15 protein-coding genes are annotated in these 13657 nt (G+C 45.3%); 2 read left to right on the forward strand and 13 right to left on the reverse strand.

The genetic code is table 11. The features are described from left to right. The gene (locus tag RQP52_RS11100; protein ID WP_127451916.1) at positions 1-1332 is read right to left on the reverse strand and encodes a PhoH family protein; all 1332 of its coding nucleotides are present in this window, start codon (positions 1330-1332) and stop codon (positions 1-3) included. Positions 1333-1442: 110 nt separating this feature from the next. On the opposite strand from RQP52_RS11100, the gene RQP52_RS11105 reads away from it, so the two are divergent. Beyond that, the gene (locus RQP52_RS11105) at positions 1443-1988 is read left to right on the forward strand and encodes a YhcN/YlaJ family sporulation lipoprotein (protein WP_315951419.1); all 546 of its coding nucleotides are present in this window, start codon (positions 1443-1445) and stop codon (positions 1986-1988) included. A gap of 42 nt (positions 1989-2030) precedes the next feature. On the opposite strand, the gene RQP52_RS11110 is transcribed toward RQP52_RS11105, so the two are convergent. The 6 genes from RQP52_RS11110 to RQP52_RS11135 all read right to left on the reverse strand — a co-directional run bounded on the left by RQP52_RS11110 (position 2031) and on the right by RQP52_RS11135 (position 5963). Beyond that, a complete protein-coding gene (locus tag RQP52_RS11110; protein ID WP_315951421.1) occupies positions 2031-2174 on the reverse strand; it encodes a hypothetical protein in 144 nt (47 codons plus the stop codon). A 179-nt stretch (positions 2175-2353) separates the two neighbouring features. Continuing rightward, entirely contained in the window at positions 2354-2635 is a 282-nt protein-coding gene (locus RQP52_RS11115; RefSeq protein WP_315951422.1) for a hypothetical protein, read from the reverse strand. A gap of 1 nt (position 2636) precedes the next feature. Beyond that, complete coding sequence (locus RQP52_RS11120; protein ID WP_315951423.1) at positions 2637-3065, reverse strand: hypothetical protein; 429 nt, start codon at positions 3063-3065, stop codon at positions 2637-2639. Further along, positions 3062-3349, reverse strand: a complete 288-nt coding sequence (locus RQP52_RS11125) for a YlaH-like family protein (protein ID WP_315951425.1) — start codon at positions 3347-3349, stop codon at positions 3062-3064. The genes RQP52_RS11120 and RQP52_RS11125 overlap by 4 nt, the downstream gene beginning before the upstream one ends. A 125-nt stretch (positions 3350-3474) precedes the next feature. Beyond that, complete coding sequence (gene typA / locus RQP52_RS11130; RefSeq protein ID WP_315951427.1) at positions 3475-5316, reverse strand: translational GTPase TypA; 1842 nt, start codon at positions 5314-5316, stop codon at positions 3475-3477. Positions 5317-5480: 164 nt separating this feature from the next. Next, a complete protein-coding gene (locus tag RQP52_RS11135; RefSeq protein WP_315951428.1) occupies positions 5481-5963 on the reverse strand; it encodes a LiaI-LiaF-like domain-containing protein in 483 nt (160 codons plus the stop codon). Between the two features lie 216 nt (positions 5964-6179). Between RQP52_RS11135 and RQP52_RS11140 the strand changes: the two genes are divergently transcribed. Then, a complete protein-coding gene (locus RQP52_RS11140) occupies positions 6180-7388 on the forward strand; it encodes an MFS transporter (protein WP_315951429.1) in 1209 nt (402 codons plus the stop codon). Positions 7389-7478: 90 nt separating this feature from the next. Here RQP52_RS11140 and RQP52_RS11145 read toward each other — a convergent pair whose 3' ends face one another. The 6 genes from RQP52_RS11145 to RQP52_RS11170 form a co-directional block, all read right to left on the reverse strand. Next, positions 7479-8159 carry a TerC family protein gene (locus RQP52_RS11145; protein ID WP_315951430.1) on the reverse strand — a complete coding sequence of 227 codons (681 nt, stop codon included), beginning with the start codon at positions 8157-8159 and terminating at the stop codon, positions 7479-7481. A gap of 82 nt (positions 8160-8241) precedes the next feature. Then, the gene (gene thiI / locus RQP52_RS11150) at positions 8242-9450 is read right to left on the reverse strand and encodes a tRNA uracil 4-sulfurtransferase ThiI (protein ID WP_315951431.1); all 1209 of its coding nucleotides are present in this window, start codon (positions 9448-9450) and stop codon (positions 8242-8244) included. After that, complete coding sequence (locus tag RQP52_RS11155; protein ID WP_315951432.1) at positions 9447-10625, reverse strand: cysteine desulfurase family protein; 1179 nt, start codon at positions 10623-10625, stop codon at positions 9447-9449. Before RQP52_RS11155 ends, thiI begins: the two co-directional genes overlap by 4 nt. Positions 10626-10788: 163 nt before the next feature. Beyond that, positions 10789-11487 (reverse strand): lytic transglycosylase domain-containing protein, encoded by a 699-nt coding sequence (locus RQP52_RS11160; protein WP_315951433.1) that lies wholly within the window; start codon positions 11485-11487, stop codon positions 10789-10791. A 144-nt stretch (positions 11488-11631) separates the two neighbouring features. Beyond that, a complete protein-coding gene (locus RQP52_RS11165) occupies positions 11632-12924 on the reverse strand; it encodes a hemolysin family protein (protein WP_157322301.1) in 1293 nt (430 codons plus the stop codon). A 350-nt stretch (positions 12925-13274) separates the two neighbouring features. Further along, complete coding sequence (locus tag RQP52_RS11170) at positions 13275-13622, reverse strand: hypothetical protein (RefSeq protein ID WP_315951434.1); 348 nt, start codon at positions 13620-13622, stop codon at positions 13275-13277. Positions 13623-13657: the final 35 nt, after the last annotated feature.

A 13657-nucleotide genomic window follows, 5' to 3' on the forward strand; every position in this document is an offset into this window, starting at 1 on the left:
CTAGAGTAAATCAGCCGCTAACTGGGCCAAATGGGAACGTTCGCCTCGCTCCAGCGTAATATGACCGCTGATGCCCTCTTGCTTGAACCGTTCGACCACGTAGGTTAATCCGTTGCTGGAAGCATCCAGATAAGGATGATCAATTTGATCTGGATCGCCTAATAGAACGATTTTGCTGCCTTCGCCAACCCGAGATACGATCGTTTTGATCTCGTGTTTGGATAAGTTTTGTGCCTCATCGATAATGATGAACTGTCCTGGGATGGAACGCCCACGAATGTAAGTGAGTGCTTCGACTTGAATGCTGCCGAGACCAGCCAGTACCTTCTCAATATCTCCGGGTTTCTTCGTATCAAACAAATACTCGAGATTATCATAGATCGGCTGCATCCATGGGCGCAGCTTCTCTTCTTTTTCGCCAGGCAGATAACCAATATCCTTGCCCATAGGAACAACTGGTCGAGCAATAAGCAGCTTTTTGTATTTGCGGTCATCTTCAATTTTCATGAGACCCGCAGCAAGCGTTAATAGCGTCTTACCAGTTCCCGCTTTCCCAGTCAGGGTGACGAGCGGGATATCGTCATTGAGCAAAAGCTCAAGAGCCATGCGCTGCTGCGCATTTCGCGCGGCAATTCCCCAGATGGGATCGTTACTCATAAAGAGCGGCTCAAGTTTTTTGGCATCTGTCGTTACTTTCAGCAGAGCGGATTTCGAAGAACCCAGCTCATCCCGTAAGATAACAAATTCATGCGGGTGAAGCATATAACCCAAATTCAATGAAGTCACGGTTAAGAACCGATATGAGTAAAATTCGTCAATCACAGACGGATGAACATATAAGGTGATGCAGCCTGTGTACATATCTGTTTGAGCTACGATGCGATCGGTTAAATAGTCTTGTGCAGGAATGCCCAGCACATCAGCTTTGATCCGTACCAGCGTATCTTTACTAACGATGATAACAGGCCTCGGAATATCATTCGCCTGCTCTTCCAGATGATAGTTGAGCGCCACGGCAAGTATGCGGTTATCATTGGTTAATTCCGAGAAAGTATCCTGCAGCTTCGCAAAACTTCGATGGTTCAGCTCCACTTTAATGCTTCCGCCTCGTTCAAGGCTAATGCCGTCAGACAAGGTACCTTTGGTCCTTAATCCATCAAGTAATCGGGAGACATGTCTCGCATTTCGGCCTATTTCATCCGCATTTCGTTTCTTAGAATCGATTTCCTCCAACACCACGGCGGGTATGACTACTTCATTATCTTCGAACGCGAATAATGCATTAGGGTCCTGAAGCAGTACATTGGTATCTAACACGTAAATTTTTTTCATTGGTGTGTCCCCTCCCAGATTTGGCGTCAGATCATTGGTTATATTTCATACATACAACCTAGCTGTGCAGGACAAACTAAACGCGAGATTCAAGGAAAGGATCGATTCAAGTGAGACTATTGTGCGTATTATCGTTGGTACTGACCCTCGCGGTTGGCTGTAGTCAAGCGCCGAAAAGCGGTGCCCCCTCTCAAGATACAAATCAAAAACAAGTAAAGGTACAACAAATTGCTCCACAAAAGCTGGAGATCAAAGATTCTAAAGCTGTTGCGGAACGTTTGGAAAGCCTAGCCACCAGTATCCCGCAAGTTGAAAGTGCGCATTGTGTTGTATTCGGCAATACCGCTGTCGTTGGCATCAACCTCAGAAAAGATATGGATCGCTCGAGAGTAGGCACCGTCAAATATTCGGTAGCGGAAGCTCTCAAAAAAGATCCCTATGGTGTGAATGCCATCGTAACAGCAGATCTTGATCTAGATCAACGGCTGCGCAACATTCGGGATAACGTAAAAGCAGGAAGGCCGATTACCGGGTTCGCTGAGCAAATGGCGGATATCATGGGTCGGGCTATGCCGCAATTGCCGCGTGATATACGCAATCCCCAAGACAATACAGGACCTAATGACGCGAACCAGGCCGGGAATCCAAATCCATAATTCGCGGAAAGATAACAAAAAGCCTGACTGCACACAGCAGATCTAGGCTTTTTTTATCGCATCAAAAACTTGGCCGGATGGCTTGACAATTACTCGGCACGCAAAAGTTTTCTCATATTCAACTGTTGTCATCATTGGGGCGCGATCAATTAATTGCTCCGGTAAAGCTGTGATGTGTTCAGCCATATCGCTTGCGCCTCCTACTAGGTGGTTGAAAACGCTACTTACACTAACAGTATAGCATAGCTGGTGGCAAGCGTTCCACCATTATGTATCTATTTTCAGGTCATGCGAACACTCCTTTTTAACCCAGATATACCTTATTGTACGTAGGATTAAAAAAGTTATGTCGCCAAAATTCCTGCCTATTGATTATTGTAAATAGGATTGGCATTAATATCATCCAGTAGCTTTTCAGCGGATTCACGATCGAAGCTTTGTCTGCTCTTGATTCCTTCACGTTCATAGGAAATGTGAATTTTCATTGGATCCGTTTCGTCAACGAGTTCAATATGGCTGACGCCATGATCCTCATGCAGCATCATTGCAAAAAAATCAAGTGTTTCTTTGGCAGCCTCGTCACTTGGTCTTGCTTCACTGACGATCTGCATTTGCAGCCAATTGAAAAAAGTATCTTGGAGATTCATTTTAATGCCCATCCTCTCTGAGTAAAATGACATCATAACCCGACTCCAACCAACGAAGCCATTGATTTATCCAATTGCTATGTTCAGAATCCACATCACACTTCAAGGAGGAGACAAGCTCAAGAGCCTCTTTACGTGTAAGCAAACGGTCAAGAAAGGCTTCTGCACAATGCGAGAGATGAAAGGGCTCACCATCAAAGCTGATCGCCTTAAACTGCTCGAGATCCAGCTCTACAAGTTCTGAGCCGCATAACTCCTCGTCGTCGCTTAAGAGCAGGCTGGATTTAAACATCGCAAGCAATCTGGGGTGCTTCCCATTTGCCATTTCTCGGAACGACTCCAACGCTTTCAATGGCGTGCAATTGATACGGTCAGCCCCAAACATTAATGGCGAATTATTCACAATTGGAGTTAGCCAATATCTCGTCATTCCGGGTTACTGCTCCCGCTTCTTTTTTCGATAAAATAACGTACCCGAACTAGAAACATAAGAGAAATGGCTACAGTCAAGCAAAGTACAATCGGCAGTCCTACCAGCTGAAAACCAAGCAGCATGATGGAACCGATGGCCATAAGCAAGTATACAACGGCTGTCTTAAGAACCGGTAATTTGCGAGTCCGAAAAACTTTGTTATACACATAAGACATAAATATGAAGATTAACAAATAAGTGATGTAAATGTGATTTCCAAACCATTCATTCAACGCTGTCAATACCATACACTCCATTTCGCTTCAAAAGTAAAGTCAACTTATTTATTATCGCTTAATTGCACAAATAAATAAAGGGAAATGCAGCCGGAAGGCTGACATTTCCCCTATTTAGAACACTTTGTGAACTAGACGTTAGCTTCAGCCACTTTACGTTGTTTCTCAGCACGTTCACGTTCGCTTTTGTTCAAGATCTTTTTGCGAATACGAACGGATTTTGGCGTAATTTCGCAGTACTCATCATCGTTCAAATACTCAAGAGCTTGCTCCAAAGAGTATACGCGAGGAGTTTTCATTTTCACGGTTTCCTCTTTGTTCGCGGAACGGATGTTGTTTACCGCTTTTTCTTTACAAATGTTCACGATGATATCGTTGTCGCGTGTGTGCTCACCAACGATCATGCCTTCGTAAACTTCCGTTTGTGGGTGAACGAACAGGATACCGCGATCTTCTACGGAAAGAATTCCGTACAGCGTGGAAACGCCTGTTTCGCTGGATACAAGCACGCCTTCATGACGTCCACCAACGTTAGCTCCTTGGTATGGACCATAGCTGTCGAAAGCGTGGTTCATAATTCCATAACCACGAGTCAATGTTAAGAAGTTCGTTCTGTAACCGATCAAACCACGTGCTGGAATCAAGAACTCAAGACGAACGTTGCCGCTGCCGTTGTTGATCATATTGACCATTTCCGCTTTACGTGAGCCTAAGCTCTCCATAACGGAACCCATGCTGTCTTCTGGAACGTCGATGATCAAACGCTCGATCGGCTCCATTTTTTGACCGTCAACTTGACGGATGATAACTTCCGGTTTGGAAACTTGCAATTCAAAGCCTTCACGACGCATGTTTTCGATCAAAATACCTAAGTGAAGCTCACCGCGGCCAGATACGATGAAAGCATCAGGGCTGTCGGTATCTTCAACGCGTAAACTTACGTCTGTTTCAAGTTCTTTGTACAGACGCTCACGAATTTTACGGGAAGTAACCCATTTACCTTCGCGACCTGCGAACGGCGAGTTATTCACGACAAATGTCATTTGCAGTGTAGGCTCATCGATTTTCAATACCGGCAAAGCTTCAGGGTTCGCTGGATCTGCTACCGTTTCACCAATGTTGATATCTTTGATACCGGCAATGGCAATGATGTCCCCTGCAGCCGCTTCTTCAATCTCAATTCGTTTCAAACCATTGAAGCCGAATAGCTTCTCGATTCTCGCTTGCTTTTGACCGCCTTCACGAGTCATAACCGCAACGGTTTGGCCTTGACGGATTTTACCGCGGTTCACACGACCTACGCCGATACGACCAAGGTATTCGTTGTAATCCATCAGTGTAACGAGGAATTGCAGCGGTTGATCCACATCTTCAGTTGGAGAAGGAATGTGTGTAACGATTGTTTCATAGATAGCTTCCATGTTCTGATCTTGTTTATCAGGGTCAAGACTGGAAGTACCTTGTAACGCGGAAGCATAAACCACGTGGAAATCAAGCTGCTCATCCGTAGCACCAAGTTCAATGAACAAGTCTAGCACTTCATCCACAACTTCAGCTGGACGAGCGTTCGGACGGTCAATTTTGTTAACGACAACAACCGGCTTCAAGTTGCTTTCAAGGGCTTTGCGAAGAACGAACTTGGTTTGCGGCATTGTACCTTCGAAGGCATCAACAACGAGCAAAACGCCGTCAACCATCTTCATGATACGTTCTACTTCACCGCCAAAGTCGGCGTGTCCAGGTGTATCTACGATATTAATAAGGTAATCTTTATAATTAATCGCTGTATTTTTTGCAAGAATGGTAATACCGCGTTCTCTTTCGAGATCGTTTGAGTCCATCGCTCTTTCTTGGACAGCTTCATTGTCACGGAATGTACCGGATTGTTGAAGTAATTTATCAACGAGTGTTGTTTTGCCGTGGTCAACGTGAGCGATAATTGCAATATTGCGGATCTTTTCTCTTGCTTGCATGAATGTCAAACCCTCTCTACCCTATAATTTTCGTCTCTGTTCATAAAACAAGCGTCGGACAAAAGCGCCGACGCTTGACATTTATGTTTATTATACGCAGTTTCTCGACATTATGCAAGATAATTAACGAGCAACATAAAACTTTTACATAAAACACATCCGGTTTACCACACATTTTTCCTGCGGAAAATCATAAGAAGCCCCGCTGTAACAAGGATCAAAGCGATTACATATATCCCTAATTTGACAAGCAGCGTGATTCCGAAAAGTACAGCTGAAAGGATACCAAGCACTAGTGCGCCGATCCACACCCCACGGTCGCTTCCACGATCAAACAGATGCAACTCATATAATCCTATGGCTACGCCGAGTATGAATCCTGGCCAGAGATAGCTCATTGAACCCCAACCAAATATATTGCAGAAAAAGAACATCAAACCATATGTCGTCAAAATACCTCCAGGGACAAGCACGCCTGCCGGCCAAGTGCGATTAAAAAACAAAATGTGAAAAAGCAGTCCGGGTGCAAGCAAAACAAGAGGCCAGAAGAAGGAAAAAATAAAGTGAATAACGCCTAATTTCCCAAGAAGCAATAATACGGCCAGGCCAATTAACAGGATACCGATGGAGTAGCTATTTCTAGCCATAACAATTCCCTCCTATTTCACTTGTCAATTCGATGTCACTTTCGACACCATTCAACAAGTAGTTTATCGTACCTTGCTCAAAATTGCTAGCCTGCAAGCTATTTGCGGGTACGCCGTTTTTTGCGTTCAATTACCTTCCTTGGGGCATACTTAAAGGCGTGCTGCCTGATTTCCCTCGATCTAGCAGGTCTGCATACGTTCAACATGGGAGGCCACATGAAATCTTTATCTGAAAATGAAAAGAAAAAACGAAAACCACTCTGGACCAAAGCCTTTCTCGTCACATCATTGTCCAATTTACTGCTCTTTTTTAGCTTTCAAATGCTGATCCCAACCATTCCTACACATATATCGCAGTTAGGGGGGAATGACTTTCAAGTCGGGCTCGTTATCGGTATTTTTACCATTTCCTCACTTCTAACCCGCCCATTTGCCGGCAGAGCGCTTGACCTCCTAGGTAGAAAGCACGTGTTGCTAGTTGGCTTAACGATCTGTGCGCTTACGATAGCCGGCTATTCGTATATGGCTGTCATTACACTCATTCTTGCCGCGCGATTCGTTCACGGGATTGGTTGGGGCATATCTACGACATCCTTAGGAACGGTAATCGCTGATATCATTCCGCCCGAACGGCGCGGGGAAGGTATGGGATATTACGGATTATCCAATACGTTTGCCATGGCGCTTGCTCCTCTTACCGGATTATGGATTATGCAAACCTACAGTTTCCATCGCGTTCTTTTGATTTCTACACTGCTGGCTGTGCTCTCCTTATTTAGTTCACTTTTTATTTCCTACTCCAAACCTTTTCCTGTCGAAAAGTCAGTTCAAAAGCCGAAGCTAATTGATCGCCTATGGGAACGTACGGCTTTGCTCCCCTCCATTTTACTGCTGTGTACGGCCATTTGTTATGGAGGGATCGTGACTTTCATCACTTTGTTCGGCCTTGAAGCCGGTATTTCTAATGTAGGTTGGTTTTTTCTATGCAATGCTTCCATGGTGCTCATTGTACGACCTATAACTGGCGTGCTTTTTGATCGAAAAGGACCTGAATGGGTGCTGCTGCCTGGAGCACTTTTCACGATAACCGGACTGCTTCTGCTTTCATACGCTCACACAGAACTCAGCTTGGCAATTGCGGCACTTTGCTATGGGATCGGCTTTGGTTCCATTCAGCCTGCCTTGCAGGCATGGACGATTGCTCGCGCAGCCCCTAATCGGCGTGGCGCGGCCAACGGAACCTTCTTCTCCGCCAACGACTTAGGCATAGGACTGGGTGCCATGGTTCTTGGCGCTTTGGCGAACTTAAGTGGCAGCTATGCGCTCATGTACCGCTTCTCAAGCGTACTAATCATTGTGTTTCTGCTTATATACGGATGGAGCTTTTGGCACGTTTGGCGCAGCATCCAGCTTCCACAGCGATAAGGAATGTAACGGACTCTGCCGCTACGCTGAGGTTCTCCTGCCAAAAAAAACCGCTTCGCCGGATAAGACCAGCTTGGCGGTTTCTGTTCCCTATTCGTTTCTTGTTTTTAATTGCATCAATCTCAACCATTTCACGGATACCCCAATCACAATGACAAGCGCGGATGCTACAATCGGAATCCAAACATGTAGAAACTCGTAATCGTGAAGGAACCAATCGATCATTTTCTCGTCTTTTACGAACATTTCACCTGCTGTATAGCCAAGAATTCCTGCCCCTAAAAGAACAAGAACCGGATATTTGTGCAGCAAATTCATAACTAGCGTGCTTCCCCAAATGATGATCGGGATACTAAGTCCAATCCCCAATATGATGACCGTATTGTTGCCGTTGCCTTTGGCTGCAATCGCCAGCACGTTGTCAAGACTCATCACGAAATCCGCGACGATAATAGTCCAGATCGCTTTGCCCAGCGTTGAAGCCTCTTTCACATTCGCATGGCTATCATCATCGGTCAGTAGTTTGATGGCAATCCAGAACAATAAGATCGATCCGCCCGCTTGAATATAGGGAATATCGAGAAGGCTTACAGCTACTAATGTCAGCACAAGCCGCAACGCTATGGCTCCGAAAGCCCCCCACCACACGGCCAGCTTACGCTGTTCAACGGGAAGATTTTTACTCGCCAGCGCAATAACAACTGCATTATCGCCGCTAAGCACAATATTTATCAACATAATTTGTAAAAACAATATGAGCGCATCAATCATGCTTTATCTTCCTCCCGGGATGCATGGCAAGCTGGTGAAGAGTGGTGATGAAGTCACCTACTGTTCGGCGCCGTAGAAGCATTTAGAAGAAATGCTGATCGGGCACCTTCTTCATTTGACCATGTACGATTTCAATTGTTTCGGTTTGTTCCACGGCTTTCTGAATTAATTCCGGTAAAAAGTTCATGCCGTTCTCGATTCGCTCGACCATTTGCAGATTCGGATTGGTGCTCGGAGAAGGAGGAAGAAATAAAGAGCAGCAATCTTCATAAGGTAAAATGGAAATCGGGAATGTGCCGATGGTTTCGGCAATTCGAATAATTTCTTGCTTGTCCATCATCATCAGCGGCTGCAAAATCGGCAAGGTAACTACACGGCCGATCACATTCAAGCTTGGCAGCGTTTGACTGGCCACCTGTCCTAAGCTTTCTCCAGTTACCAACGCGCTTAGACCTTCACGATCGGCAATTTGCTCCGCAATGCGATACATAGCTCTTCGGATCAGCGTGACTAATAAGTTATCCTTATATTCACGGTGTATAGACGTCTGCACTTCCGTAAATGGCACGAGGTGCAGCCTGATAGAATCTGTATACCCTGAAAGCTGGTGAGCTAGATCTATCACTTTATCTTTTGCCCGCTCGCTTGTATAAGGATAACTGTGAAAGTGTATCGCTTCGAGAGTCAGCCCTTTTCGCATCCCTAACCACCCTGCTACAGGACTATCAATCCCTCCGGAAAGCATCAGCAGCGCCTTGCCGCTCGTGCCTGCCGGGAATCCGCCCGCTCCCTCGAGAACTTCTGCATACAAAAGGACTTGATCTTCACGAATTTCTACACGAAGTTCGATTTCCGGATGGCGAACATCCACTTGCAAACCAGGGATTGCTTCAAGAATGTAGCCACCGATGAGATAATTCATTTCCTGGGAGTCTAACGGAAAAGATTTATTGACCCTCCGGACATTCACCTTAAAGGTACTTGGAGGTTTAGGAAAATTTTGCATAATGCGCAGTGCAACTTCTTTAATCGCCTCTGGCTCCATAGAAGCATGGTAGGCCGGGCTGAACGATGCCAGTCCAAACACGCGCTGCAAGGCCTCCGAAGCCTCTTCATACGCTGCTCCCCCTAGCTCCACATATACGCGCCCGTACTCCGGAATATACCTCAAATCTGGAAATGCCCCTAAAACTTTACGAATTTGCTTGATGACGCTATGCTCAAAACGCTTACGATTCCTGCCTTTCAGTGTCAATTCACCAAAACGCAAGATTAAACAATCCGGTTTCATTTTTGCTGCCCCTTTCTGGCTGTTGATTTGCTTAACATGGGAGAAAGTTCGTTCACAACTTCCCTAAGTGCTAGCAAAAATTGGTCAATATCCTCTATTTTATGATCATCCGAAAAGCTGACTCTAAGCCCGCTGACCGCTTGCTCACGCGTACACCCTAACGCCAGCATAACTTCACTGGGATCAGTGGCATCTGAAGCACAAGCTGATTTCGTTGAAATATAGATTTGTCTTTGCTCTAACGCATGAACGACAACTTCCGCTTTCATTCCGGTAAAAGCAAAATGGACAATGTGCGGAGCCATCTCCTCATGACGCTCGGCTCCCATTAAGGTTAGCTCCGGAATCGTTAGAATACCGTCTACAAGATGACGTCTTAGACGGTATTTATGCTCCAGCTTCGCTGGCAAGTTTTGCATGGAAAGGCGCAGCGCCTTGGCCATCCCAACGATGAGCGGAACGTTCTCCGTTCCTGAGCGAAGCCCATCTTCTTGGCCCCCGCCAACGAGCTGCGGTCTCAGCTGCACACCCTCTCTGCGGTACAAAAAGCCCACCCCTTTGGGTCCGCGAAACTTGTGCGCAGAAACACTGCATAAATCTATGCCCCATTCTTTTATCGAAAATGGAAGTTTTGCGATGCCTTGCACAGCATCTACATGAAACATCACTTTCGGATACTTGGCAAGTAACTGCCCGATCGCCTGAATCGGCTGAATTGTGCCTACTTCGTTATTGACATACATGACGCTGACCAATATGGTATCTTCACAAAGGGCCTCGCGAAGCGTCTCTACTTCCAGACAGCCGTTCCGGTTAACGGGCAAATAGGTTACGCGAAATCCTTCTCGCTCCAAACTAAGGAAAACTTCCTTCACAGATGGGTGTTCAATTTGTGTAGTGATTAGATGCTTGCCTCGGTTCTGATAGTGGTAGGCAGCACCTCGTATGGCTAGATTATTACTCTCCGTTCCTCCGGACGTGCAGATAATACTAGCTGGCACTACGCCTAAAGCTCCCGCAATCACTTCTTTAGCGCTCTGCAGCAGCTTCTCTGCTTGGACACCTAATCCATGAATGGAGGATGGGTTTCCATAATGCAATTTCATAACTTCTGCTATCGTATCGACGACTTCGTTATATGGCGGTGTGGTTGCCGCGTTATCCAAATATAGCATGTTCTTGCTGATTCCCCTTTTTCCATGCCCTGCAGTTGCGCAATCAAAATAATTTCCTTTCATCATTAAAGCTTAAAACTGCTCATAACTCAAGCATACCGAAGAACACAAAAAGCCGATCTCCGCATGATTCATGCGAAAATCAGCTTTTTGAAATTGCCGCTTAGAGTGAAAATTTCATCTTATGCCCTAATACCTGAGAAACATATGCTTGCGTTTCCTTCGGTAATTGGTGCAATTTATTAGATAAGTCCTCGTCATTCTTAATACCTAAGCGATCCACACGACCTGGACCGGCATTATACGCAGCAAGAGCAACTCCTTCATTGCCATTGTACTTTTGGATCAGATTGCTCAAGAAATGCGTACCTGCATCCACGTTCTGCTTAGGATCAAACGGATTCGTCACGCCATAGCCGCGTCCGGTGCCGTCCATTAGCTGCATTAAACCTTTAGCGCCAGCCGGGGAAACCGCCTGATGATTGAAATCAGATTCCTGCTGAATGACTGCTTTCACAAGTGATTCATCAACGCCATATTTCGCACTGGCCTCTTTAATCAAATCATCAAACTGTGAAGTAGAAGTCGTGCGGCTCCAACTTTGGTGAGGGGTGTAGGCTTTATTCAAAGCGCCCAAGGAACCAGGTACGTTATTCGCTGTCATCGGATTGTGCAAGGATTGACCGTCAAGACCAGAACCGGAAGCTTGTCCCATTAACGTATTCAGCAGCGTGCTGAAGTCACTGGAATCATCCGTACTGGATGTGTCGGTATCCCCGGATAACAAATTAATTCTCCCCATCACCTGAAGCTGCAGCAGCTCTTTCAGAACTCTTGGATCAATACTGTTCGTGCTGTTCATCCGTCAGACCTCGTTTCGTATATCATTCGTTGTTTTTATTGTACACGTTTTGTGCCCTTCCGACTATCCTAAAATTTCCGCTTCCTCCCTGCGAGCCCCGCAAAATAAAAAAAAGGACAGTCATTCGACTGTCCCTCTATCCGTTCAAGAGATGTTCTGTTGTAGAAACTCATCTTGCTCCGTCATTTTTCTAACAATTAATCTTGAAATTCGCAAATGATCCGTTTCTTCCACGATGAACAAGAATTCATCGTTATAGGTCACTTGTTGATTCTTGCTAGGCGGAATCTCTGTCTGTGAGTAGATCCAACCGCCAATAGTATCATAATCGTCGGACTCGATATCAAGCCCGAAGTAATCATTCACTTCATCGATCAAGAGCAGACCGTCAATAGAAAACGTGTTCTCATCTTTGATTTCGATCGTTGGACGTTCCTCGTCAAACTCATCCTGAATTTCACCAACGATTTCTTCCATGATGTCTTCCAGTGTGACAAGTCCTGATGTTCCGCCGTATTCATCAATAAGCAGCGCCATCTGGCTCTTTCTTTTTTGCATCATTTTCAGCAAGTCACTGATATGAATGGAGTCCGGCACCGTCGTAATCGGGCGGATAATTTTCTTGATGCCTTTCAAGTTAGCATCCGGCTTGAGCAAATCCTTGATGTGAACGAAGCCGATAATGTTGTCTTTGTCCGGATCACATACCGGATAGCGTGTGCGCATTTCCTTAATCGCTATCGCTAGATTCTCCGAATAAGAAAGCCCTGCATACAAACATTCCATCTCAGTTCTTGGAATCATAATTTCTCTGGCTGTTGTCTCGGCGAATCCGAATATATTATCAACAAGCGTAAGCTCTGTATTATCTATAAGTCCATTTTTGTGGCTTTCTTTCATGAGGACGCGAATTTCATCCTCCGTATGCGCCGATTCATGTTCCGTTGTCGGTTCAATGCCGGCGCGGCGAAGCATCCAGTTGGAGATCCCGTTAAGCAACCAAATAAATGGATACATGATTTTGTAAAATAAGACCATCGGTCCCGAGGAAAGCAACGTGATCTGTTCAGCTTTACGAATTGCATAGGTTTTGGGGAATTGCTCGCCCAGTGTAATATGCAAAGTAGTCATCAATGAAAAGGCAATAATAAAGGTAATCGTGTGGAACACCGAATCTGGTAAATTCAGCGGAGCGAATAATGGTTCCAAAATTTTTGCAAAGGTCGGCTCCCCGACATAACCAAGTCCCAACGAAGTAAGTGTAATCCCGAGCTGACAAGCACCTAAGTACGCATCGAGATTGTTCATAATTCCTTGCGCAAATTTCGCATTACGGCGACCTTCATCTACAAGGGAATCAATTCGACTACCTCTTACTTTCACCATCGCGAATTCAGCTGCGACAAAAAAACCATTCAGTAACACCAGTCCAAACATTAATAAGAAGCTAATTAACGTTTCGGGCAAAGGATCTTCCAATACCTTACCTATCCCCTGTCAAGCGCGGTTAGACGCACCAAGGAGAGTAGGTACACCTCCCTTAATTTTAATTTAAAGTTGAATTATCACTTTTCATTATATAATAATACTGTAATCATTCAAAGGTGCGAATATGACTCTTGAAGCCAAATAGTACGAGCAAACGGGAGTATAGGGTTTAAAATGATGCCATAATGAGTCTTAACCCGCTAATTATCCCTCTAAAACACGAAAATACCTGATTTTCTTTCTAAAAAAGAAAAACAAGCCGATATCTCGGCTTGCTTTTCCACCATGTTTGTCCAACACTAAGAGTAAAAAGGAAACAGTAAAAAATAGGCAGCAACAGCTATAAAACCAAGCACAACTGACCAGGTACCGATTCCCTTATTACCCATCAGGAATGCAATAACCCCTAACACAATGCCCGATACGCCAAGCAGTACAGGCCATACAAAGAGTGAAGCCAACGCGACGAACAAAGCGATGTATCCTACGGCTTTATTGCGCGTAACAGCTTCAACTAAATCGTCGATTTCCTCATCGGAAACATCCGACTTCTGAACCTCTGCATGTTTTGCTTGATAAGGCTCGGCATAATGAATTCTCCGCGAGGGTTCTGTTATCTCGGCTGCATATTCTTCCTGGTTGTTCAAACCACTTTCAGTCCTAAGCTGCTCCCTCTGGAACC

The organism is Paenibacillus violae, from assembly GCF_032461945.1.
In the GTDB taxonomy this organism is placed as follows: domain Bacteria; phylum Bacillota; class Bacilli; order Paenibacillales; family NBRC-103111; genus Paenibacillus_E; species Paenibacillus_E violae.

What these genes read in the sequence shown, in the direction of transcription:
- RQP52_RS11100 (WP_127451916.1), bottom strand. Translation starts at nt 1,332, where the DNA reads ATGAAAAAAATTTACGTGTTAGATACCAATGTACTGCTTCAGGACCCT.
- RQP52_RS11110 (WP_315951421.1), bottom strand. Translation starts at nt 2,174, where the DNA reads ATGGCTGAACACATCACAGCTTTACCGGAGCAATTAATTGATCGCGCC.
- RQP52_RS11115 (WP_315951422.1), bottom strand. Translation starts at nt 2,635, where the DNA reads ATGAATCTCCAAGATACTTTTTTCAATTGGCTGCAAATGCAGATCGTC.
- RQP52_RS11120 (WP_315951423.1), bottom strand. Translation starts at nt 3,065, where the DNA reads ATGACGAGATATTGGCTAACTCCAATTGTGAATAATTCGCCATTAATG.
- typA (WP_315951427.1), bottom strand. Translation starts at nt 5,316, where the DNA reads ATGCAAGCAAGAGAAAAGATCCGCAATATTGCAATTATCGCTCACGTT.
- RQP52_RS11135 (WP_315951428.1), bottom strand. Translation starts at nt 5,963, where the DNA reads ATGGCTAGAAATAGCTACTCCATCGGTATCCTGTTAATTGGCCTGGCC.
- RQP52_RS11140 (WP_315951429.1), top strand. Translation starts at nt 6,180, where the DNA reads ATGAAATCTTTATCTGAAAATGAAAAGAAAAAACGAAAACCACTCTGG.
- RQP52_RS11145 (WP_315951430.1), bottom strand. Translation starts at nt 8,159, where the DNA reads ATGATTGATGCGCTCATATTGTTTTTACAAATTATGTTGATAAATATT.
- thiI (WP_315951431.1), bottom strand. Translation starts at nt 9,450, where the DNA reads ATGAAACCGGATTGTTTAATCTTGCGTTTTGGTGAATTGACACTGAAA.
- RQP52_RS11155 (WP_315951432.1), bottom strand. Translation starts at nt 10,625, where the DNA reads ATGCTATATTTGGATAACGCGGCAACCACACCGCCATATAACGAAGTC.
- RQP52_RS11160 (WP_315951433.1), bottom strand. Translation starts at nt 11,487, where the DNA reads ATGAACAGCACGAACAGTATTGATCCAAGAGTTCTGAAAGAGCTGCTG.
- RQP52_RS11165 (WP_157322301.1), bottom strand. Translation starts at nt 12,924, where the DNA reads ATGTTTGGACTGGTGTTACTGAATGGTTTTTTTGTCGCAGCTGAATTC.